Source organism: Ruegeria sp. HKCCD7255 (genome assembly GCF_013031565.1).
In the GTDB taxonomy this organism is placed as follows: domain Bacteria; phylum Pseudomonadota; class Alphaproteobacteria; order Rhodobacterales; family Rhodobacteraceae; genus Ruegeria.
Genome location: NZ_WQAG01000009.1, coordinates 17,920 through 39,742, shown reverse-complemented (window position 1 = coordinate 39,742; position 21,823 = coordinate 17,920). Strand labels below are relative to the sequence as shown.

Annotated in this window: 16 protein-coding genes; 4 read left to right on the top strand and 12 right to left on the bottom strand. The window is 52.4% G+C overall.

What is annotated here, in order from left to right; all coding sequences use genetic code 11:
* Position 1 precedes the first annotated feature (1 nt).
* The 8 genes from GOX45_RS15890 to GOX45_RS15855 form a co-directional block, all read right to left on the bottom strand.
* Positions 2–2,659: an amino acid adenylation domain-containing protein gene (locus GOX45_RS15890; RefSeq protein WP_171102144.1), complete on the bottom strand. Its 2,658-nt coding sequence runs from the start codon at positions 2,657–2,659 to the stop codon at positions 2–4.
* 449 nt (positions 2,660–3,108) lie between these two features.
* Positions 3,109–4,446, bottom strand: a complete 1,338-nt coding sequence (locus tag GOX45_RS15885; RefSeq protein ID WP_254446044.1) for a nucleotide sugar dehydrogenase — start codon at positions 4,444–4,446, stop codon at positions 3,109–3,111.
* On the bottom strand, positions 4,436–4,993 hold the full coding sequence (locus GOX45_RS15880; RefSeq protein ID WP_171102142.1) for a glycosyltransferase: 558 nt from the start codon (positions 4,991–4,993) through the stop codon (positions 4,436–4,438). Before GOX45_RS15880 ends, GOX45_RS15885 begins: the two co-directional genes overlap by 11 nt.
* Positions 4,990–5,472, bottom strand: a complete 483-nt coding sequence (locus GOX45_RS15875) for a UDP-N-acetylglucosamine--LPS N-acetylglucosamine transferase (RefSeq protein WP_217350495.1) — start codon at positions 5,470–5,472, stop codon at positions 4,990–4,992. Before GOX45_RS15875 ends, GOX45_RS15880 begins: the two co-directional genes overlap by 4 nt.
* Positions 5,473–5,494: 22 nt before the next feature.
* The gene (locus GOX45_RS15870; RefSeq protein WP_171102141.1) at positions 5,495–6,382 is read right to left on the bottom strand and encodes a glycosyltransferase family 2 protein; all 888 of its coding nucleotides are present in this window, start codon (positions 6,380–6,382) and stop codon (positions 5,495–5,497) included.
* The gene (locus GOX45_RS15865; RefSeq protein WP_171102140.1) at positions 6,372–7,199 is read right to left on the bottom strand and encodes a CpsD/CapB family tyrosine-protein kinase; all 828 of its coding nucleotides are present in this window, start codon (positions 7,197–7,199) and stop codon (positions 6,372–6,374) included. The genes GOX45_RS15870 and GOX45_RS15865 overlap by 11 nt, the downstream gene beginning before the upstream one ends.
* Positions 7,200–7,237: 38 nt before the next feature.
* Positions 7,238–8,731 carry a hypothetical protein gene (locus tag GOX45_RS15860; RefSeq protein WP_171102139.1) on the bottom strand — a complete coding sequence of 498 codons (1,494 nt, stop codon included), beginning with the start codon at positions 8,729–8,731 and terminating at the stop codon, positions 7,238–7,240.
* Between the two features lie 82 nt (positions 8,732–8,813).
* A complete protein-coding gene (locus GOX45_RS15855) occupies positions 8,814–9,773 on the bottom strand; it encodes an ExeA family protein (protein ID WP_171102138.1) in 960 nt (319 codons plus the stop codon).
* Between the two features lie 790 nt (positions 9,774–10,563).
* Between GOX45_RS15855 and GOX45_RS15850 the strand changes: the two genes are divergently transcribed.
* The 4 genes from GOX45_RS15850 to GOX45_RS15835 all read left to right on the top strand — a co-directional run bounded on the left by GOX45_RS15850 (position 10,564) and on the right by GOX45_RS15835 (position 15,030).
* Positions 10,564–11,250, top strand: a complete 687-nt coding sequence (locus GOX45_RS15850) for a sugar transferase (RefSeq protein ID WP_171102137.1) — start codon at positions 10,564–10,566, stop codon at positions 11,248–11,250.
* 239 nt (positions 11,251–11,489) lie between these two features.
* Positions 11,490–12,032, top strand: a complete 543-nt coding sequence (locus tag GOX45_RS15845) for a polysaccharide biosynthesis/export family protein (protein WP_171102136.1) — start codon at positions 11,490–11,492, stop codon at positions 12,030–12,032.
* Positions 12,033–12,271: 239 nt separating this feature from the next.
* Complete coding sequence (locus tag GOX45_RS15840) at positions 12,272–13,462, top strand: hypothetical protein (protein ID WP_171102135.1); 1,191 nt, start codon at positions 12,272–12,274, stop codon at positions 13,460–13,462.
* A 164-nt stretch (positions 13,463–13,626) separates the two neighbouring features.
* A complete protein-coding gene (locus GOX45_RS15835; protein ID WP_256415711.1) occupies positions 13,627–15,030 on the top strand; it encodes an oligosaccharide flippase family protein in 1,404 nt (467 codons plus the stop codon).
* 29 nt (positions 15,031–15,059) lie between these two features.
* Here GOX45_RS15835 and GOX45_RS15830 read toward each other — a convergent pair whose 3' ends face one another.
* The 4 genes from GOX45_RS15830 to GOX45_RS15815 form a co-directional block, all read right to left on the bottom strand.
* On the bottom strand, positions 15,060–16,409 hold the full coding sequence (locus GOX45_RS15830) for an O-antigen ligase (RefSeq protein WP_171102133.1): 1,350 nt from the start codon (positions 16,407–16,409) through the stop codon (positions 15,060–15,062).
* Positions 16,410–16,434: 25 nt separating this feature from the next.
* On the bottom strand, positions 16,435–17,382 hold the full coding sequence (locus GOX45_RS15825) for a glycosyltransferase family 2 protein (RefSeq protein ID WP_171102132.1): 948 nt from the start codon (positions 17,380–17,382) through the stop codon (positions 16,435–16,437).
* A 212-nt stretch (positions 17,383–17,594) separates the two neighbouring features.
* Positions 17,595–19,568: a right-handed parallel beta-helix repeat-containing protein gene (locus tag GOX45_RS15820; protein ID WP_171102131.1), complete on the bottom strand. Its 1,974-nt coding sequence runs from the start codon at positions 19,566–19,568 to the stop codon at positions 17,595–17,597.
* A gap of 292 nt (positions 19,569–19,860) precedes the next feature.
* On the bottom strand, positions 19,861–21,666 hold the full coding sequence (locus GOX45_RS15815) for a type I secretion system permease/ATPase (protein WP_171102130.1): 1,806 nt from the start codon (positions 21,664–21,666) through the stop codon (positions 19,861–19,863).
* Positions 21,667–21,823: the final 157 nt, after the last annotated feature.

Below are 21,823 nucleotides of genomic sequence, written 5' to 3'. Positions count from 1 at the left end.
GCTAAGTCTCGTTCGGATTTTGAAGATGTGCTTCCATCGTGCCGACCAAGACGCGCGCCTCATCCCCGACAACCATCCCAAGGTGGGACCCGTTGAGGAAGCTCGAACAATACTGCCCATCCAGCAGAAAGCGACTCCATCCCAGTGAGGGTTCGATGTCAAAGGCTTTGCGTTCTTTCAGGCAGACGGGCTCGACAAAGATCAGGCTGGTTTTGCCGCCGAAAATGCCCCCGTCATAGCTTTGCGCAGCCTGAAACCATCCTTGTTCTACTTGCTGAAGCAGCGCCAGTTCGGGGCTATCGGGAAGTAGCCGTTTCAGCAGTTTGTTGCCCAGACCGTGGCGCCAACGCGCATCCAGACGCTCATTGAAATAGCTGAGGCCCCGCGCGCGCATCAGCTCGATCTCGTTCTGAACCCATTCACGCGGCCCAAGATGAACAGGGGATCGGAAATTATCCGCAAACCCCGGCGCATAGGTGTCCAGAATGAACAGTCGACGAACCTTTTCACCCGCGGCTTCGAGTTGGCGGGCCATCTCGAAAGCGGTGATCGCGCCGCCGGAGTATCCGGCCAGTAGATAAGGACCTTTGGGCTGGTGTTGGCGCAGGTATCGGATGTTGTCCTTGGCCATCGCCTCGATGGTGGTGTGCATCCTGTGGCCAAGAATGCCCCGCGTCTGCAGACCGATGACCGCGCGATGGCTTCCCATAATTGCGCCAAAATCCAGAAGATTGTTGACGTTGCCACCGGCGCCGCCGACCACGAACAAAGGTGTACCCCCATCTTCTGGTCCGGGGTGAATGACCGAACTTGGATCCCAATCGGCATCAGGATCAAATTCGCCATCAGCATCCTGAACCCGCAACAGGCGCGCCAGTTCACGCACCGTGGAATGCTGGAACAATGTCGATATCGGCAGTTTTAATCCAAACTCTTCTTGGATCCGAGCAAACAGACGCACGGCGAGAAGAGAGTGTCCGCCCAATTCAAAAAAGTCATCATCGACATTTAGTTGGGTGGTCCCCAGAACCTCGGCCCAGATTGCCAACAGTCGAGTTTCTTCAGGAGATTCAGCGGCAACCGGGTCTTCGGTTTGAACACGTCTGACAGGGGCCGGCAGTCTTTTGCGATCAACCTTACCATTGTGACTCAGGGGCAGGCTGTCCAGTGCTACAAACAGCGTGGGTCGCGAATAGGCTGGCAGCGTGTCGCGCATATGGTCGTCCAACTCGGCGCGGCTCGGGGCCTGATGCTGCGGTACATAATAGGCCACAAGAACCTTTTCGCTTTGACCCTGAGGTATGCGCGCCTCGACCACCGCCTGGCGAATTCCAGGGTGTTTGACGAGCGAGGTTTCTATTTCGCCCAGTTCGATACGGAAACCGCGGATTTTGACCTGAAGGTCGGCGCGACCGTAAAACTGCACCACACCATCGGCCGCGCGGCGCACCAGATCTCCGGTGCGATAGAGCCGCAGGTTTTCATCCCAGGGCGCGGCCACGAACTTGTCAGCGGTCAGGTCCGCGCGGCCCAGATAGCCCAGGGCCAACCCGTCGCCCGATACACAAAGCTCACCCATTTCGCCATCCGGCAATGGGTTGAGATCAACATCCAGCACATGGATCTGAGTGCCGTCGATCGCATGACCAATCGGCAGCGCCTGCCCGCTTTGCGCCTGCGTCAAAGTGATCCTGTGGCAGCAAGTGAACGTGGTGTTTTCGGTCGGGCCATAGCCATTGATCAAGGTCAAATGCGGGCAAGCCGTCAGAACCTGTGCAGCCTTGACCGGAGAAACTACGTCCCCGCCTGTCAAAAGTTGCTGCAAGGGGCGGAAGGCCATGGGCGTCTCATCCGCCATCGCGTGGAACAATCCAGCGGTCAGCCAAAGTGTGGTGATCTTCTCGCGCGCTATGATGTCGCCCAAACCGTCCAGCGACGCGGGCGTCTGTGTATCGCTCAGCACCAGCGCACCACCATTCAACAACGCGCCCCAAATCTCGAAGGTGGCGGCATCAAAGGCGATGGGTGAGTTCTGCAGGATGCGCTGATCGGGCCCGAGATCGGCAAAATCCTGACCTTTGACCAGACGCAAAACACCACGATGTGGAACCATGACACCTTTTGGCGTGCCCGTTGTGCCTGAGGTATACATCACATAGGCGATGCTTTCACCGGTGATCTGCACGTCGGGTCGTACGTCTGTTTCCCCCGGGAAAGCTTCGGTGGCTAGTATGGTTAGGCCCGGATCGTCGAGCGCTGCGCAATGACCCAACAAGACCGAGATGCCGGTGTCCTGGGCGATAAACTTCAGACGCTCAGCAGGCAATGTCACGTCAAAGGGTACGTATCCTGCGCCAGCTTTCAAAACCGCCAGAATTGCGAAGGGCAATGCCAGAGATCTTTGCGACGAGATCCCAACAAGATCACCGGGCCGCACCCCTTGATCGATCAGCCAGAGAGCCAGCGCATCAGAACGGCGATCCAAAGTGGCATAATCTATAGCTTCATTGCCAAACCGCACGGCTGTGCGATTGCTCAGTTCACTTGCAATTTGGCGAAACCTTTGAACAACGTCGCCACGCTCCGACACCGGCAAATCCTCTACTGTCCGAGACAAAGGTTGGTTTTCGGCTACTTCGGGGATGATCTGTCTATTCATGAAACTGAGAACTCAATAAACCTACACTCAAAACACACCTTACTCTGCTTCAGGTTGTATGGGGTCGGGGAACAGGGGGTGCTGACGTCGCGCGACGTCCACAAAAAGAATCCCGCATCAACCTGGACTTAAACTCTAGCCCGCATCAGCCGTGAATCGTAGTGAAATCGCATCCAGCGAGCCAATAGCCGTCGATATTTATGTGTTTCAAACGCTATTTTCAACATTATGAGGTGTTCTTAAGATATTGTTTCCATTTCAGGCATTAACCTGAAAGAGCACCGTGGAATCTTGCGAAAATTTCAGTTCACCGAGCAGGAAATTCTTAATAATTTTTTGGAAAAAACAGGCATTGAGTGGCGAAGTTATCCACAGGATCGGTGCTTTAGTGCCGCTTGGGTTGAACGTTTTCCGGTTAAACTGGGGGGCAATGAGCCCCCCAAAATGCCTTACGCCTTGGTGACGTTCTTTTCTGAAAGCTGTCGCCGCGCAATCGCGTTGCGGGTGTCGATCACCGGAATCCCAAGGTTAACCAACGCTTCATAGTTAACCTCGTCATGGTCGGTCGAAATCAGGATGGCGTCAAAATCCTCGGCGCGAATGTCGTCAAACGGCAGCGATTGCCAGCCCAGAAACTCGGGATATTCGCGCATTTTCGGGATCGCCGGTACATGCGGATCGTGAAAGGCCACTTTTGATCCGGCCTGGTTCAGCAATGACATCAACCGGACCGAAGGGCTTTCGCGCATGTCCGAGACGTTTTTCTTATAGGCTATTCCGATGATCAGAACCCGCGCGCGCGACAGGCCGATGCCTAGTTCGCGATCCAGCGTCTCGCGCAGACGTGCGACAACATAGTTGGGCATGTTCGAATTGATCTCGCCCGCCAGCTCGATAAAGCGCGTCGACAGTTCATATTCGCGCGCTTTCCAAGTCAGATAGAACGGGTCGATCGGGATACAGTGCCCGCCAAGGCCGGGACCGGGATAGAAGGGCATGAACCCGAAAGGTTTGGTACCTGCACCGTCGATTACCTCCCATACGTCGATGCCCATCGCGTCAAAGATCACCTTCAACTCATTGACCAGAGCAATATTCACAGCCCGAAAGATGTTCTCGGTGATCTTGACCGCCTCGGCGGTTTGGGTGGTCGAGACAGGTACCACCGCGTCCACAACATTCTCATAAAACAGCGTGACCAGCTTGCCAGCGGCTTCGCCGTCGCCGGCAACGATTTTGGGAATGGTGGCGGTGCGAAAATGCTTGTTGCCCGGATCCTCGCGTTCTGGTGAGAAGCCAACAAAGATCTCTTCCCCCGGGACATGGCCGGACTTCGCCAGGATTGGTGTCAGAACCTCGGCCGTGGTGCCGGGATAAGTGGTTGATTCCAATACAACCATCGCACCGGCTTTGATGTGCTTGGCGATAACCTCTGTGGTCTCGGTCACGAATGACAAATCGGGGTCACGGTGTTCTGTCAACGGTGTCGGCACGCAGATGACGATGACATCCATGCCTGACAATTGCGAAAAGTCAGCGGTCCAGGCCACGGTTCCCGCATCCAGCAGCGATTTGAGGTCTTCGCTGGCCACAGCTTCGATATAGCTGTCGGATTTGTGCAGAGCGTCAATCTTGGACGGGTCGATATCGAACCCGGTGACAGGCATACCCTTCTTGGCCGCCGTCACCGCAAGCGGCAGCCCGACATAGCCAAGCCCAATTATGCCAACTTGGGCGCTTTTGTTTTTAAGCTTGTCCCAGAGGTCCTGAAAGCGATCATGTTTCAAAAGATTTTTTCCCGTTTTGACCGTGGGCGATCCCATTCGGTGCAAATGTGTTGGTCATGAGATACTCGCGAAGAGCAGCGGTGAATTGCGGGGGGGCGTCCTGAGACACGGGTGCCTGTTTGTGCTGACCCAGCGTTTCAAGGGTGCGGTCCAGCAAAGCGGGCAGTTCGGTTTCATCCTTCGCCACAAAGATGTTGGGCCGATCTCCCAAGTGTTTGGCGGTGGTGAACTGATGGTCGTTGCGGGTTTCGCGCAAGTGACCCCTGCGGGGCATTACAACAATGGGTTTCCCGCGGCTTAACGCTGTCAGGATCGACCCCATACCGGCATGGGAGATGATCAGATCCGACTGCTGGAATTTCAGATTGTAATCCTTTGGCGTCATGCGCGCGACCGCCTCGAAATTCTTCGGGCGGTGATGGGTCATGCCTTCGTCGGTGATCTGACCGAACACTTTGGGGGGGTTGGGCGTCGTCCCGCACCATTCATCGATCGCGCGGATCAGCCGTTCAAACGGCTCGTGCGTCCCAATCGTCAGAAAGATCACAGTACCGCCCCCAAATAGTGGGGGCCCTCGGGCTTGGCCAGATGCTCCCATTGAGTCAGCCACAGATCAACATGTTTGCCGATTTTCTGACCCGAGAGCGAAAGCTCTTCGGCGTTGGCCATGCTGTCAATCCAGATGGTGCGTGCTCCCAGCAATCCGCCCAGGCGAACGGCGAAATAGCCCGGAGCTGCTCCGGTGCTGACAACCACATCCGGGCGATAGCGGATCAAAACCCAGGTGATCTGAAGTAACTGCTTGATCAGGCGAATTTTTTGCCAGCGGTTCGCTTCGGTCACCGTTGCGAAGTTGGGCGCAGCTTCGCCCGCCTCTTGCGCCTGTTGTCTCAGTAGCTCGCCCGAGCCGGGATCGGTGGTTACATAGGTCACTTTCATTCCGTCCCAGGCCTTGCGCAGGCGCATCAACTGCACCCAATGCCCGCCTGTAGATGAAATTGCCATGACATGTGGCATCTTACTCATACTCTTCTCCGCATAGCGGCCTCTAAACTGGTAAACCCAACGCTTGTCTCAACATCCAGAACATCCGTAGAAGCCTGAGTCGAAACAGCGTTGCAACCGTGGCACAATACTCTCTGGCCCCTTGTAGGCGTGGTGATCGCAGGACCTTTGGGATGTGTACGACCGCGCTGAGCGGCATTAAACAGGCCCGCCCGATCCAGCTTGCGCGGCCCAATACACCGGGCCGGTTCTTTTGGAACAATAGATAACTTTCATTGGTGAGGCGCAGCCATTTACGGCGCAGCGCGTCCCAATCCGAACGGCTGGGATGTGACACCGCAAGCGCATCCACATAGATCAGGGAATAGCCTTTGTCACGGGCGCGCCAGCACCAGTCATTGTCCTCGGAAACACCTGCCTTGAACGGGCCGACGGCTTCGAAAACATCTCGGCGTGTGATCAGGTTTGCGGTAACCGAAAATCCCTTTTGCTCTATGTAGGACCGACAGTTAAACGCAAACACCGTCTCAAAACCTTCCGCACCGCTACGAGGAGGAGGAGTTTCGTCGAACACATCGACGCGCCCACCGATCATGTCTGCATCAGTTCGGACCCGCCGCGCTGTTTCAACCCAATCGTCGGCAGCAACACAATCGGCGTCGATGAAATACAGATACGCCCCTGAAGTTTCGGCCACACCGCGATTGCGCGCTGCGGCTGCTCCTTTTTCGCCTTCGGCAACAAAGCGCACGTTCTCATATTTGGCGCGAATTTCGTCCAACGACTGGTCAGATCCGTTGTCTACAACAACAATCTCGACCTCCGATAGGTCGTTGGCCATAAGCGAGGCCAAGCAGCGATCAAGGCGGACCACGTCATTGTAGTGCGGGATAATGATCGAAGCGCTTATTTGAGTGTCATTAATAGCCATAAGCCGTATCGCTGTAGTGACATTTGTTCAAAATGACACCCATCACATTTGTCAGCTCAGCCAAGTGACGTTCTGCGATATCAACTTGTTTGACCGATGTCTTGTCGGCTTCGACCATAAGCAACGCGCAGTCGACATTCTTGAGGAAAGCAAAATTATCGTCGCTGACCAGCAAAGGTGGCATGTCAAATAGCATGATGTCTGGCTTGTACGCTGCTTCAATTGCGTTCAGCACGCGTCTAGTCGATTGCGATTGCAGAACCTCAGCCGAGCTTCCGACCGGTGCATCATTCGCACCAAGTATGACGTTCTCACCGATGCGAATACCGTGTTCGGCAAAGTCGACCTTGCCCTCGAAAACAGATTTCATGTTCGATTTGGGCTGCAATCCGAGCAATCGCGCGAGGTTTGTGCGGCGTAGATCGCAGTCTAAAACCATTGTGCGCAGGTCGGCCTGTCGCTCGAAGCTGAAAACAAGGTTGGATACCGTCGTGGACTTTCCGCATCCGCTGTGCGGCGACACAATCGCTATACGTTTCCAGTCATTCAGCTGCGCCAGCTGCAAGATGCGCGTCCGCAGCATATCGTATGGGGCTGCATGTTCGCCTCCGGAATAGGCGACCATCCGGTTCTTTCGCAAAATTCGCGGGTTCAGCTCCGCCTGTGCCAATGACGCCCAGGCCGAATTTACGGCCTCTTCCGGCGTTTTGACGGGTTCGTTGACCACTTCCGGTTTTTGAACCGGGTGTCCATTGATCGTCTGGGATTCCTGGCGCTGGACCCGCGCTTTTTCAATCGCGGCCTGAAGCTTTTCCATTTCTTAGTCCTTTCGCCCCAATACCAAATACACCATCATCAAGCCGCCCCCAGACTGTCGACAATAGGTGTTACAATTGCATCAAGTGGTTGATAATAAACATGAACCGCATAGAGCAGCGCGGGCACTCCAACCACGATCGCGATCAGCCAGGCGGCGACGCGCATCCGTGCACGGAAACGGTCAGCGGCTGTTTCAATGTAGGGAATCGTCGCCAGTGGCGTTACATTCAGCCGGGAAACCAAGTCTTGCGGGCGATGCACCGATTGGTCCAGCAGCATCAGCAAGATAATCAAAGCAACGCCCGTCATGATGCCGAAGAAACTGCCGCCCACTGCAATGAGCAACCGATTGGGCTTGCTGGGCGCATCAGGGATCGACGGTGGCTCCAAAACGACGACGCGTTGCCCTTGATTGCCTTCGACAATCTCTTTGCTGGCAGCGGCGTCCGCCAGTTTTGCGCGAACATCAGTGTACTGTCGCTGGATATTGTCGCGCTCCAGCGTAAGTTCTTCCAGTTGAATTGCGTTGATTGGTGTCTGGTCGATCGTGGCTTCGATCCTTTCCAGCTGCAGCAACGCGTCTGTTTTTTGTGCTTCGATATCCGCAATGCGCGAATCGATATCGGCCAGTTGGCTATCCAGCAGCGGGTTGCCGGTTGTTCCCGGCTGTGCTTGTGGAGCGGGTTGCAGGCTTACCACCTGTTCCAACTGCCTTACCTTCGCGATCAACACTTTGACCTGAGGGTGTTCTGACGACTTAACCGCCAGTTCGTCATTCAGCTGCGCCTGAAGAACTCTCAACTGTTGTTGTTCCGGCGTCAGGTTTGGTGTCACAGCCGAGCCGCTAACTTGTCCCGTCGACTCGAATATCTGGATCAAACGCACACGCTGATCTTGCAGGACCGAGCGATCACGCTCGTACTGTGCGATCCGGTCCAAAAGAGTGCTTTGCTGACCCAGCCGAGTGTCCAGCGTTTCGGGCAAAGCGTTAATGTTCTCGGTCTTGAATGCCAGGATGCGGGCGTTCTGGTCGGCCAGCTTTTCGCGCAACTCGGTCTCAAGACGTTCGAAGAAACCAAGTTTTTGTGCTGCGTTTTCAACGCCTTCATCAATACTGATCTGATTGATGATTTTCAGGTATTCTTCAAGAACCCACGCCGCATGCTCGGCTTGTTGTGCCTCAAAGCTGATATCCATGAAAGTGGCTTCACCGCGCCGTGCACGCGCCCAAATATAGGTCTTGCTGCGCATCCAACTTTCAATTTCATCTGGGCTTTTATTTGCTTGATCCGGCACCGGCTGTACTAAGTCGGCGATTGCCAGAAGGTTGGCCCGGGTCATCAACTTGCCCTGCGCAATCTGCAGCTGCGCTAGCTCCGGGGCAAGTTGTCCTGACGGGTCATCGATCTTTGGACGTTCAACTGCCAGCTTGGCCGCCGACACGTAAGAAGGGGGCAACGTTTGCGCAACAGTGATCGCGACCGCCGAAATCGCAACGGCGATAATCAGCAGCAGAGGAAACCGCCGCATGAACAATGAGAAATAGTAACGTACGTCCAACACTAGCCTAAGAACCTTTTACCCTAGATGCCCCTACCACCCAATTGTGGCATTATCCTGTCTGACCTTCCGGTATGATGCGGTCGGATGACCGAAGGAAAAGCAACTCGCTATTGTCTTTTTCTTTTTCTGCGGTGCTCTTCTCGTCGTCTTTAATTTCGTCCTCGTCGCTCTCAAGCGCGAAGCCACCGAAGAACACGCCGTCTTTCAACACAGACTTCACCACCCTCAACGACACAACATTTGTCTCGTCGCTCCAGGCGTACATCAACGCAAATTCACACAGTTGGTTTACCAGCCGGGGAACACCCTGTGTGGCTTGAAAAATCGCTTTGCAGGCACCTGAGGTGAACTCTTTGCCGGTACCACCAGCGGTTTCCATGCGGTGTGAGATATATTTGGTGACCGTTTTCTGATCCATCTTGTCAAGGTGGAAACTGGCCGCCACACGCTGTGCAAGTTGGCGCATGCTGGGTGAACGCACCATATCGCGCAGCTCTGGTTGACCAACCAAGATGAGCTGGATCAACTCGTCTTTATTACTGTTGATGTTGGTCAACATCCGAAGTTCTTCCAGCCCTTCCGAAGACAGGTTCTGCGCCTCGTCGATGATCAGGACGACGCGTCGCCCGGCAGCATATTCGCTGATCATGAATTCCTGAAAACGCTGAAACATCGAGACATAGCTTTCGCCTTGCACGAAAGGCACGGAAAGCGCGTTCAGAACCCATTGGAGCAATTCACCGCGCCCACCCTGAGCGTTCGAGATCAGGCCGATCGAGACCTGTCCGTCGTCCACCTTGGACAGCAGCTTTTGAACCAGTGTTGTCTTGCCGGCACCGATTTCACCTGTGACCAGAGTAATCGGAGCGCGGGACATAATGCCGAATTCGAGGACAGAGAACGCGCGTTGGTGTTGGGTCGACCAGTACAAAAAGCTTGGGTCCGGAATAAGCGTGAAGGGGCGCTCATTCAGGCCAAAAAAGCCAGTATACAACTCTCCCGAACTCATCTCGTTTTACCGACTTTCTCCGAAACCACGACGATCTTTACCAACACATAGCACGCATCCACGACAGTCAGGGATACACGAGCCGTAGCACAACATCTTACTCAACTTTCTGAATGATTCATTTGCTGGATGCAAATTGTCCAGCGGCTGATACACGATTACCACTCAATCTCTTCTGGATGCGTCAAATATAATCCTTTCTGGAAACAATACTAGGCCGCTGCCTATGCCAGCATCGCGCCCGAAGCGAGAGATTTTTCTGCGGCACAGCATAACAGTGAATCACCTGCTCGCGGCTCAAGTACCTTGTGGATCAGAATTCTAGACAAAAAGGGTATGCGGTCGGGCGCTGCCGGTAGTACTTGCGATAGCTGGATATCTTATAGGTAGAATCGCCTTTAGCCAATGACGTCGAGTGCCTGGAATACGGTAGGGCAAAGTGGGAAAGATTCTGTCAGAACTGTGCCTTGTACAACAGTTGCGCCGACATATTGTGCATCAATGATATTTCCTAGCCAGTATTGCGTAAGCAACGGAAACAATTCGGCCTTGAAGATGTACAGTGATGCTGATAGTAATGTACAGGTTATCAAAGGCTTAACGCGAAAATTAAAATTTTTTGCCAGAACGAGTAAAAATTATGGCGACAAAGCTGGTCAAAACCTGAGAAAACAGGGTGACAGCATTTGGAAAATTTTCATAAAGATGCGTTGTTCGTCGAGTAGTGAGTAATGCCAGGGCGTGTGTGTTAGCGTCCGGTTTTGGAGTGAAGTTTGTAATGGTAACACAGATGCATAATTTCGATGCCGTGGAAAAAGTTTCCCCGGACGGATCTGTAAGAAGTGCGCGTGCGCTCGGGCGACCGGCCACACAGCTTTATCGTGACTACTTGAAGCGCGCTTTGGATATTTCTTTCATCCTATTGGTTTCGCCGATCGCTCTGCCTCTTGTCGCCATTCTTGCGCTGGTTGCATCCCGCGATGGAGCCTCACCTTTCTATACCCAAGCCAGGGTCGGTCGTAATGGTGTCGTTTTCACCATGTATAAAATCCGCACTATGGTGAGCGACGCAGATGCCCGTCTTGAAAAACATCTGGCCGAAAATCCGGGTGCACGGATCGAATGGGACAGCACGCAAAAGCTTAAAAAAGACCCGCGCATCACTGCAATCGGTACGTTCATGCGCCGTTCTTCTTTGGACGAGTTACCGCAGCTGCTTAACGTTCTTCGTGGCGACATGTCGTTGATTGGGCCGCGACCGATGATGGTGAGCCAGAAGGCCTTGTACCCAGGGCGTACCTATTATGAGTTGCGCCCAGGAATTACAGGCTTGTGGCAAGTTTCGGATCGCAACGAATCGACTTTTGCGGATCGCGCGCGATTCGACACTACATATGGGAAAACCCTCTCTTTCAAAAATGACCTGATGATCTTGTTCAAAACTGTCGGCGCCGTGTTGCGCTGCACAGGCCACTGAGCAGGGAGTTTCACAGCGCCATTGCGCAAGTATTTGGTTTCGCTGTGAAAAAAGAGAGAACTTTTGGAATGCTGAGTTGGTAAAATTTAGAAGAGGCTGAAGCAAATTTGTCTCAGGTTTTTCTCCGGCTCGAAAATAATCTTCGTACGGCCCGACTAAGGGTTAAATTTGACAACAACTTCACAACCGGGGGAGACCAGATGTATAAACTCCTTTGCAGCCTTTTCGCCATTGCTTTGATGGCCACGGGTCTGACTGCAACCAAGGCATCGGCACAAGCTGGATATCGCATTCAACCAGGCGATATCTTGCAAATTGAAGTGCTGGAAGATGCCAGCCTTAACCGCCAAGCACTTGTGCTGCCAGACGGATCTATCAACTTTCCGATCGTTGGCTCTGTTCAGGCAGCGGGTTCATCCGTTGGCCAGCTTCGTGGCACTTTGACAAGTCGTTTGGCACCGAACTTCGCCACGACACCGACCGTCTTTGTTTCAGTTGGTGCACTTGCCGCGCCAACCGTGGCTGCAACGGCTGCAACCGGCAACGATGTGTTCATTACTGGAGAGATCACGATCCCAGGCCGTGTCCCGATCATAAACAACGCCACAATCCTGCAAGTTATCGCGGAAGCTGGTGGTTTGACCCGCTTCGCAGCCGGAAAACGCATCCAACTGCGTCGGGGAAGCAACGTTTACAGCTACAATTACTATGACAACACCGGCAATGTTGCGCTTCAGGCTGGTGACGTTATTGTGATCCCACAGAGGAAGCTATTTGAATAACCATCGCCCAGGAGCAGGGGGCCCAGGTGAAAAACAACAAAAGTTTGACGTTGGCACTCGCGGCAACGACCGCAATATGTTCAGCCAACACAGCTGCAGGCCAAGCAGTACCAAGCGCTCAGTCAGCCCCGGGGGGGCTGACTTACACGTATGGGATCAGTTCTTCACTGCGTATTAACGATAATTTCGGACTTGATGTCGGAAGTTCGCAGGAGACGACAACCATTCTGGACACCACGTTGTCCTATGGGTTGTTGAAAGAAACCCAGATTGACACTTTGCAATTCGATCTGAGCGGCATCGTGCGGCTGGGCGAGGTTCCGGGACAATCCCAGAATGTCGATGTCGACGATCCCAATGCGTTCTTTGCCTATACGCGTGATGGCGCCAATAGTCGTCTGGCGACAGATGCACGGATCCGTCGGGTCGATCTGAATTTCGACGACCCGTTGCGCGTTCAAGACCAGTTGAATTCGAACAGCCTGATCATTGATGATGGAACGCGGACCACCTCGCGGTTGAATTTCGCTTGGGAAAATGGGATCAACGACGCGGTTGGCTACGGGTTCGACCTGCAATACTTAGATGAAAGTTTTGAGGATACAACGGATCCCGGCCTTTTCGATAACGACGAATTGCGCTCTGAGGTATTTGGCACGTTCCGCTTCACATCGACCGCAACCGGGCGCCTCAGCTATTCGCGGATCGATTATGAGGCCGATGACACGCTTCAGGAAGAACGCGAAACACAAGAGTTGTTGTTTGACTTGACCTATGCGGTCAATCCGATCACCGACGTTTCCGTACGGGTTGGCTACGCTGATGTAGAAGAGACGGATATCACGCCATTCACCACTGAAGAAGATGGTCTTACTGGTGGGCTGACCGTTACACGAAGCCTGACCAATGGCTTTGCGGCAATTGGAATTGACACCGGTGTGGCGATCACTGGCCGTCGGACGAATTTCGACGTTACACGATCGTTTTTGTTAAAGGGTGGTTCCTTTGATGCAACGCTGGGTGTCACGCGTGGACCGTCGGGCGATATAGATCCGATTGGACAGATCGGATACAACTATACCTTGGCGAACGGGTCGATCGGTGCTGCATTTGTGCGAGACTTCCGGAACGACGTTCAGGGTAATGACATTCGATCGACACGCGCAACGTTGAGTTACCTAACTGACATCAATCCGGTGTCCAGCCTGGATTTTCGTGTTGGATACGGACAAGTGGACGACGCGGGCAATGGTAGCGTGACCGATACCGACAATACTACTTTCCGCGCAACCTATATCCGCGCCTTGAACGCCGATTGGAACCTGTCTGCAGGTTATGAATACCGGCACCGTTTCGAAGAAGGTGTTGGGTCAGCCAAATCCAACGAAATCTTTTTTTCATTGGACAGGTTTTTCGTCGTTCAACGCTGAACGGATTGATCGTGTAGTAACAGGAAACGATTTCTTTCCAAAAGAAATGGTTTCCTGTTTTTTCTCGCGACTGTTGAGCTGATCATCTATTGTTCTGTTTGCCGGATGGCGTTGATTCATTAGTTTTCTTGTTTGTGTAACCAAGTCTCTGGGAAGGCCGGACAATGTTTCGATCTGCACTGCTGATCCTGTCCGGGAACGCGTTCGGGTCTGCGATGACCTTTCTGCGCAACCTCCTTGTTGCCCGGTTGGTCAGTGTTGAAGATTATGGCATCGCGGCGACTTTCGCCATCAGCATGGCAATCGTCGAGCTCACCTCTAGCTTTGGATTGCAACAACTGATCGTTCAGGACAAAGACGGAAACGACACAAAGCTTCAATCTGGCTTACAAGGCTTTCACGCCGTACGCGCCGTGTTTTCGGCAGCCCTGCTTTTCTTCCTGGCCCATCCGATCGCAAATTTCCTTGGTATACCTGAAGTCGCTTGGGCCTATCAGGTTCTGGCCATTGTCCCGCTCTTGAACGGATTTATCCATTTCGATGTCTATCGCTTGCAACGGCAACAGAAATTCGGCCCGCTGATCCTCAGCACCAGCCTGCCTGCGTTTCTTTCGGTGGTTCTAACCTGGCCTCTGTTTCAGTATTTTGGCGATTACCGTGTGATGCTGTATGCGGTGATTGCGCAAGGTGTCGCGACAGTGGCGCTTTCTCATGTGGTAGCAATCCGTTCCTATTCTCTTCGATTGGACAAGCAGCTAGTGCGACGCGCGTTTTATTTCGGATGGCCGTTGCTGGTTAATAATGTGTTGTTGTTATTTGTCTTAGAAGGCGAAAAAATAATTGTCGGTCGTGAAATGAGTATGGCGAATTTGGCTATTTTTGCCATGGGCTTCACTATGACCTTAACTCCGACGTTGATCGTTGCAAAAAGCACTCAGAGCTTTTTCCTACCGCAGCTCTCAGCAGCCAAAGATGAGCAAGAGAGATTCAGACAGTTGGCATATTCCGTTATGCAGGTAAGTCTACTGAATGGTCTGATATTGACGGCTGGAATAACTATACTCGGTGCGATTTTCGTACAATTTGCCTTGGGTGAAAAATATGCGCCCTTAATTCCATATCTCATTCCTCTTGCAGTTTTGCATGCGTTAAGAGTTTTCAAAACCGGTAGCGCGACTGTTGCTTTGGCCGTCGGGCGAACAAGCAACGCCATGATCGCGAACTTGTTCCGCGTCATCTCCTTGCCATTTTCATGGTACGCAGCTGTCCTGGGAAACGATCTGTTAGTAGTTATTCTCATAGCTTCAACAGGGGAGCTGTTAGGATTTACCGTTTCACTGTTGCTTGTGCGTACGCGCGTGAATCTTCCCCTCAGACCAATGCTTTTACCGATTTTCTTGGGTTTCGTTCTTTTGGGCTCAGTTATGGCAAGGCAGTTCTGGTTTGAGGATCTAAACCTTCTGTGGATTACAGTTATTGCCTTTCTTCTGATTATGAGTGAGGCACTTTCGATGAAAGATCTTCGGGACTATATTCGCAAGGGCGTGTTCACTCGGTTCGCCGAATAAAGCCAAGATTGAGGAAGACGCCACGTCGACTAGAAAGATTCCGTTTGTCGTCCGCGTCGCACAGGAAACCGAGTATAGTTGAATTTGCGTTCGTCTTGCGGGTCTTTGACATCGTCCGAGATGGCGTCAGGCTTGTATGTCAGAAACCAGCCCGCTGCACCCAACAGAAAGCAATATAGAACAAACGGAACCTTCCAGAAATGGACCATCCAGCCCGCCATAAACAGGCCGACCATGGTAACTATCCATCCCATTCGGTACTGGCGCATCTTTGGATCAGTCAGAGGTCGTTTGATTACAGAAATCATCATGCCGAAATACGCAGCCAAGACTAGGAAGCCGGCCGGCAACCCCGCAATCATTGCATAGTAAATCCAGAACATATCGACACTGTCTGTCAACCAAGCTGGACGTATCCAGTCATCAAACCCAATTCCGAAAAGCGGATTAGCCAGGGCATTCTGCATGCCGTAGTCAAAAATCAGAATTCGCCCGTAACCCGTTTGAGCGTTCAGCGCGAAATAGCTGATCATAACTTCAATCGGTGTCCTGTTGGACAGAATATCGATGACTACGTACCATATTGCCACCAGCCCTGCGAGTATCCACCAACGGCTCTTTACGTCACGCAAAATAACGTCCCAAGCGATCAAACCGAACTGAGCTGTCATTGCCGCGAGCGGCCCTGAAGACAAGGAGAAGAACGCTGTAAGTGCAACGAGACCCGTGCGCCATATTCGGCCCCACACACCACGACCATAGCCGTAAACATAACACGCAAGTCCGATTAAAGCGCCGCCATAGACCCCGAAGTGGATCGGGTGTTCAAAAGGACCTTGGACGCGATCAAAGCCGAGCCTCTGCTCGTGGTCGACATCAGGAAATGCACTGCCAACATAGCTCCACAATTGGAGCAGAACGTTTTGTGCGGTTAGAGCTTCGATCAGAGCGAATGGCAACAATAGTGAGAAGCAGACAACAAGCAGTTTGGCAACTTTAAAAAATTGCACTGGCGTCCTAACGAACGCGCGTCCGAGTAAGTAGCAGCCGAGCAATTCGGCGGTATGCACGCCCACAGTTTGCCAGACACCCAATCCATGATTTGCGACCATGGCGATGATGAACCAGGCGCTTAATCCGATCATCGCATAGTCTGCGAAAATTCGAGGCCCGGCTTGCCCTCGACACCATGCGATAAACGCGGGAAAAAACAAAAGCAGAGCGACCGCACGATATGCGAGCAGCTTTATTCCAGCCAGTTCGATCGTGAGAGGCACCAAAAGACTGAACAGAAAAAAGACCACCAGGATATTGAGTTTTGCCCCGGTGTCGCGTGTTTGCGCGCGCGTGTATGTTTCTTCTGGGTGTGTTACAGCCATCTAACCAAAAATCACTTTCCCGGTGTCAATACCCGTCTTGCCATTCCTTGCGCCGATGCCAGATCTCACCCCAGACCGTCGCAGCCTCCTGCCGGCGCAAGAGTTTCAGCCCCACCATACGCGACCAGGGCCACAGCCGAAACATAGATTGTCCGATCCCTCGTTGCCATTTGGGGAAGTGATGCTGGATTAACGTCATCTTTGCCCTTAGCAACCGCACCATTTTGTCCGAGCGTACTTTTTCAGAAGCACCCGCATAGTGGATGATCTGAGCCGTTGGTGTGATGCGCGGACGCGCGCCTTTCGCGCGGGCGCGCAAGCATAGATCTGCTTCTTCTCCATACATGAAAAAGGCTTTGTCAAAACCGTCCAGTTCTTGCCAAAAATCGCGTTTAATCAGGAAGAAACAGCCTGTCACGATATCAACTTCGTACTCGCTGTCACGGTCCCAACCTGGAATGGCTTCTGGGTTGAACAGATCGCTTTTTCGAAACACGCTCGAGAACCCAAGCGCTTGACTGATCACGCCCCACAGGGTCATCTGGTTCCACGCGTTTGTCGGGTTCAGCGACATGTCACCATAGTAGGTCTTGCCACCCCAAATCCGCGCTTGTGGGTTTTTATCCGCAAATTCAATAAGATGATTGATGGCGTGATCCAAGACAACCGTATCGGGGTTTAGCAGCAAAAGGTATTCGCCACGTGCTCTTAGGGCCGCAATGTTATTGGCCAGAGCAAACCCGTGGTTGTCTTTTTCTGCCATCAATTCGATGTCGGGGAATTCGGTCGCAATCGCCTCGGGCGAACCATCGGTCGAAGCATTGTCGACCACGATCAATTCATAAGGAACTTGGGTCTGCTCCTGAACCGAGCGCAGGCACTCTAGCGTCATGTCTTTGGTGTTGTAGCTCACCACGATTATTGACACTCGCGGGGAGGCACTTGGGTCGATTTGGGTCACTGCTTTACTCATTCAAATTTGGAACCAAAAAAGGGGGTAATGGCCCTGCCCCCTCATTACATATTTTAGGAAAATTTGTAAGGATTTCCCGCGTCCTCGCGCGAAGTCGTCAAAAACAGCAAGAATTATCGCCGGATTGGTCTTAATCAGGGAAGTTTGGCCGGTATCGTTTTTGCCAGACCAAACAAGAAAGGAGCGCGAGTTTCCTCGCGCCCCGAATACTATCACCCAAACACAGCCATCGAGTCGTCGATGACATTTGTTGTGTCAAAGAAGTTTGCCTGGTCATCAATGCGGAAATCATAGATTTCGCCATCAAACCCATCGCCCCATTTGGGGCCAAGGCTCCAACCCCACTCTTTGCCACCAGCGCCGACAATGTCGAAGTCATAGCTCTGCTCGTCGAGAACAAGTTCACCATCTACGATAACCTGCAGCCTATCAGTCTCTGCATCAACGATTACAGTCAACTGATGCACATCTGTGTCATTCAGGCCCAAATCCTTAATGACAATGCCATCGTAGAACTTCGTGGATTTGTTTGCCACTTGGATCTCTAGTCCATCGTCCACGAGGCTCACGCCAATCTTTTTATGGTTCCATACAAGCCTTTCTGTCGCGCCATCAGCTGTGTCGCGTGCGAACTCGATCGAAAAAGAAACTTGGTCCGAATCTTCCAAAGGCTTCAAGCGACCGAGATCGACGCTATCCTTTTTCCCATCCAAGTAAATTGCGCTTTCGCCAGATGCGGTGGTGACTATCTCGGCATCCCCCTTCAGCGCTGAAGTCCCAATCAAGGTATCTATATCAAGAACGAAAGCGTCTATTCCGATTGAACTGACGTCATAGCTACCTGTGGATCCGTTAGCGGTATTCACAGGATCAGCGTCGACCGAGCCTGTGCCTGTAGTTGAGTCCGTGGTCTGCACCGGATCAATGGCAGTTGTATTAACCGGGTCAGTAACGACAGGAGTGGTTGTGGTTGGTGTCGAGGTCGTCGGTGTCGAAACTGAAGACTGACTTTCTTCAGGATGTGCGAGGATAGCCCCCGCATTCAGCAGGTCGATAATGCTGCCAGGAATTACATCGTAGTTGTGATAGGGAGTATTGTCGTTCAATGACTGATTGGTAAAGACATCGGCATAGTAGCCCGGCCCAGTCGGATCGGTATTCTGAATGATAGCATTGCTTTGAACTGTCCAATCGGACTGGTTTCCAAAACCTGTGATTTTGGACGTAATGTTTTGGTCAATCGTTACATTTTTCGAATTCGAAGCAATCGATATCTGCGGAGGAGCAAAGGCTCCCCCGACCTTAGCGAAGTTCGGGTCACCGTCTGCTTGCACGAGCGTATTGTTGCTTACAACCAGCCCGTTGGTCTCGCCGACAGTAATCCCGTGCAAATGAGAATTGTAGATAACGTTATTCTCGATGGTAACGTTCTGATAGTAGAGCGCAGTGTTGCCTTTTTCTGCCTCGATATTTCGCATGAAGATAGTCTGCGTCCAACTACCTTGCCCAATATCGAATGTATTGTCCCGGATAACAACATTCGACGTGGCTTCGGTGGTATTGTTGGTCCAGAACTGGATCATGTCACGGTGATCACCCGAAGTGGGTGACGCGTCGAAATCGTGAATATAGTTTCTTTCTATCAAAACACCCTGAACATCGACAAAGTTCAAGCCATCTGAACGCAGAGAGTGCAGTTCGTTGTTCTGAATTATCAGATTTTTGCTGTCCGAGAAGTTCATTCCCTTCCAGAAATCATAAACTTCGTTGCCGGCAATCGTAACACCATTCGACCCATTGACCGTCAGGCCTTTCCCAGCGCCATACCCGTTGTCTTCTGACGTCAATCCGCTCGCGACGTCCCCGTCAAACGTTGAATTCAGAATCGCGACATTGGAACTGTTGTTGATCTGAAAAGGTGCGTCCCAAATCTTGTCTCCACTGCTGAAGGTATAGTCAAACACTACTCCCTCAATGGTAATATTCGACGCGCCATTGATATTCATAGTCGAGAAACTGGCGGGATTGCTTGGATCGTTAGAGACGATGCGGACTTCAGAATTGAACGATTTGCTGATGTTCAAAGCGCCGTAATCGCCCCCAGACAAGCGGATCTCATCCCCACCGCTTGCGCTGGACAACGCAGCCGTGAGCTCTGCTGCGTTGGTTGCGTTATAGATTGTCATCCGTAGTTTTCTCCTGCTCGGATTTCCATTCCCCAATCAACGGTTATGCGGGGTGGAAACAAACTGCATCTATTTTGTTAATTATCCCTTCGATTACGGCAGAAAGGAGCCGATACTATGGATGATCGGTGGCTAGTTGCTGAAAAATGGAGGTAATTAGGGGTAGTTCCGTGAGCAATCGGCGAAGTTTTGCCGCTGAAATAAGGCAAAATCGTGGAATCCACACATTTCGCTTGCTCATCCGAGTCGCATTCGAGAATCAGTATGTTTGCGACTGTATGCCACTCTGTGATCAGCTTTGACGTCTTTTCCCAGCCGAGGTTACTCTGCGCTGTCTGGGGGGCAGAGGTGCGATTTTAATCGTTTGCTTTTCTACCGGCGGCGTTGTGAAAACCTCTTCTCGATCACCTTGCTTCAATACACGCCCCTCGTGCAGGATCATCACTTTGTTTCCGGCTTCAACGATACTTGGACGATGTGCCATGGTTACGACGATACTGCCGCGGTTGCGCAGGTCTTGAATCGCTTTGACCAAGGCGGCGTGACCACTTTTGTCCAGATTTGAGTTTGGTTCGTCCAACACAATCAATCGAGGCTGTTTGAAGATGGCTCTGGCCAAACCCAGCTGCTGAACCTGACCACCTGACAAAGGGTAGCCACCCAGACCGATGCGTGTCCTATACCCATCGGGCATATTCTGGACCATATCGTGGATGCCAGCGATCTGTGCGGTCTGAACAATGTCTTGTTCGACGGTTTGCTCTTCAAAGCCAGATATGTTCTGGGCGATGGTACCGGGCAATAGGTCTACGCGCTGTGGTAAATAGCCGACGGACGGCCTGCTCAAACTATTGCGCTGTGTTATCACCGGGGCGCCACCCAGCAAGACCTGCCCGGTGTCAGGTGTCCAGATGCCCACAAGCAATTTGGCCAGGCTGGACTTGCCGGCCCCGCTGTTGCCTATCACCGACAACCCGTCTCCGGGCTGCAGGGACAGTGTTACCTGGCTCAGGATGTAAGGCCGCGTCATTTGTGCGCCGGTTGGAGCGGACTTACTTATCGCATCGACGCGCAATTGGGTGATCAGGTTTGCGGACGGGTCCACCATTACCGGTTCCGCTGGCACAGCTTGCAACGCCGAAAGCCTGCGATGAGCGGACAACACGCGACCGAAAATGCGCCACTGGGTGATAACGTGATCCAAAGGGGCCAAAACGCGACCGGCAAGAACCGATACCGCAATGATCGCACCCAAAGAGATCTGTTGTTGAATTGCCAGAACAGCGCCGGTTGTTAGCAGTGCTGATTGCAAGAAGAGTCGAAAGCCTTTTGAGAACGCTGCAAAATACTCAGAAGTGTCTGAACCTTTGAAAAAATGCGACATGCTTTGCTGGTGTAAGCGTTCCCAATGCGCGATGACATTATCTTTGATCCCTAATCCGAATATCGTTTCGGCGTCGCGGTGAGCGTGGCGAATAAAACTGCGCTCGTGATTGTCAGCTCGAGTCGCTTGCGAGACGGGCACCTGAGTGAGTTTTCTGTTCAGCAACGCTGCAACGATAACAATTGCAGCACCAGAGATGGTTAAAAAACCCAGCCAGGGGTGGATCCAGAAGACCACCCCTAGAAAAAGTGGTATCCAGGGCAGGTCGAACAACGCCAATACGACGGGGCTGCTTATGAAGTTCCGCATGATCTCGAGATCGCGAAGGGGATCATGCTGCGAGCCTGGCTGTTCGATAGCTTCTACCAGCCATTTTTCGCATACCGTATCGCGTGTTTCGGCATCCAGTTGGAAACTGGCTCGAGACAAGATCCGTGTTCGCCACCACTCGAAGACGCCAAATAGAACAAACAGGATGATCACAAGCAAAAAGAGCTTAACCAGAAGATCCAGCGACCCAGAGGGCAAGACCTGATCGTATACAACGATCATGTAAAGCGGGCCTGTCAGGATCAAAAAGTTGACGATGGCGCTCAGCCCGCCAACTTGCAGGATTTTCGCCCGCAGCTTGTCAATCGCCAGACGGTAGAAATTTTTCTCCGCTGAAGAAGGTCTTTTGATTATTGGTTCAGTTTCTGATGCATCGAGTTTCACTAGTCACCATTACCAAACTGATACAGCCTAAACCGCCTTCAGATCATATCCGTGATCATCGGAACGGGTTCAGAGCTTCGAATAGAACTCAATATTGTCAAGCCACTATGACACAAATCCATAGCTTCGCAACCGCAGCAGCATATGCTGTCTGCGT

Coding starts and splice junctions, on each gene's coding strand:
- GOX45_RS15890 (WP_171102144.1), bottom strand. CDS start 2,659: ATGAATAGACAGATCATCCCCGAAGTAGCCGAAAACCAACCTTTGTCT.
- GOX45_RS15875 (WP_217350495.1), bottom strand. CDS start 5,472: ATGAGTAAGATGCCACATGTCATGGCAATTTCATCTACAGGCGGGCAT.
- GOX45_RS15870 (WP_171102141.1), bottom strand. CDS start 6,382: ATGGCTATTAATGACACTCAAATAAGCGCTTCGATCATTATCCCGCAC.
- GOX45_RS15865 (WP_171102140.1), bottom strand. CDS start 7,199: ATGGAAAAGCTTCAGGCCGCGATTGAAAAAGCGCGGGTCCAGCGCCAG.
- GOX45_RS15860 (WP_171102139.1), bottom strand. CDS start 8,731: ATGCGGCGGTTTCCTCTGCTGCTGATTATCGCCGTTGCGATTTCGGCG.
- GOX45_RS15855 (WP_171102138.1), bottom strand. CDS start 9,773: ATGAGTTCGGGAGAGTTGTATACTGGCTTTTTTGGCCTGAATGAGCGC.
- GOX45_RS15850 (WP_171102137.1), top strand. CDS start 10,564: ATGCATAATTTCGATGCCGTGGAAAAAGTTTCCCCGGACGGATCTGTA.
- GOX45_RS15845 (WP_171102136.1), top strand. CDS start 11,490: ATGGCCACGGGTCTGACTGCAACCAAGGCATCGGCACAAGCTGGATAT.
- GOX45_RS15835 (WP_256415711.1), top strand. CDS start 13,627: ATGTTTCGATCTGCACTGCTGATCCTGTCCGGGAACGCGTTCGGGTCT.
- GOX45_RS15830 (WP_171102133.1), bottom strand. CDS start 16,409: ATGGCTGTAACACACCCAGAAGAAACATACACGCGCGCGCAAACACGC.
- GOX45_RS15825 (WP_171102132.1), bottom strand. CDS start 17,382: ATGAGTAAAGCAGTGACCCAAATCGACCCAAGTGCCTCCCCGCGAGTG.
- GOX45_RS15820 (WP_171102131.1), bottom strand. CDS start 19,568: ATGACAATCTATAACGCAACCAACGCAGCAGAGCTCACGGCTGCGTTG.